The 249-nt window shown below is 67.9% G+C and carries 1 pseudogene; it reads left to right on the forward strand.

The annotated features are described in order from the left end of the window. Nucleotides 1-249 (forward strand): annotated as a pseudogene (locus AC0IY1_RS25490) (PAS domain-containing protein); the annotation flags it as partial.

Consider the following 249-nt stretch of genomic DNA (forward strand, 5'->3'; position numbering starts at 1 on the left):
CACCGACATGAAGCTCGACCTGGCACGGTCGGGCCGGGCCGAGGAGAGCTGGTGGTCCTTCACCTTCTCGCCCGTCTACGACGACGCGGGCGCGATCAACGGATTGTTCTGCATCACCGCGGAAACCACGGACCGCGTGGCGGTAATGGTCCTCGCTCTCGCGCAGGGCCGCCTCGCGGTCGAGCTGAACCCGCAGGTTCCCTGGACCTGCGATGCCGCCGGCAACATCACCTCCTACGCGACGCGCTG

It is taken from the genome of Methylobacterium sp. AC690 (assembly GCF_979256535.1).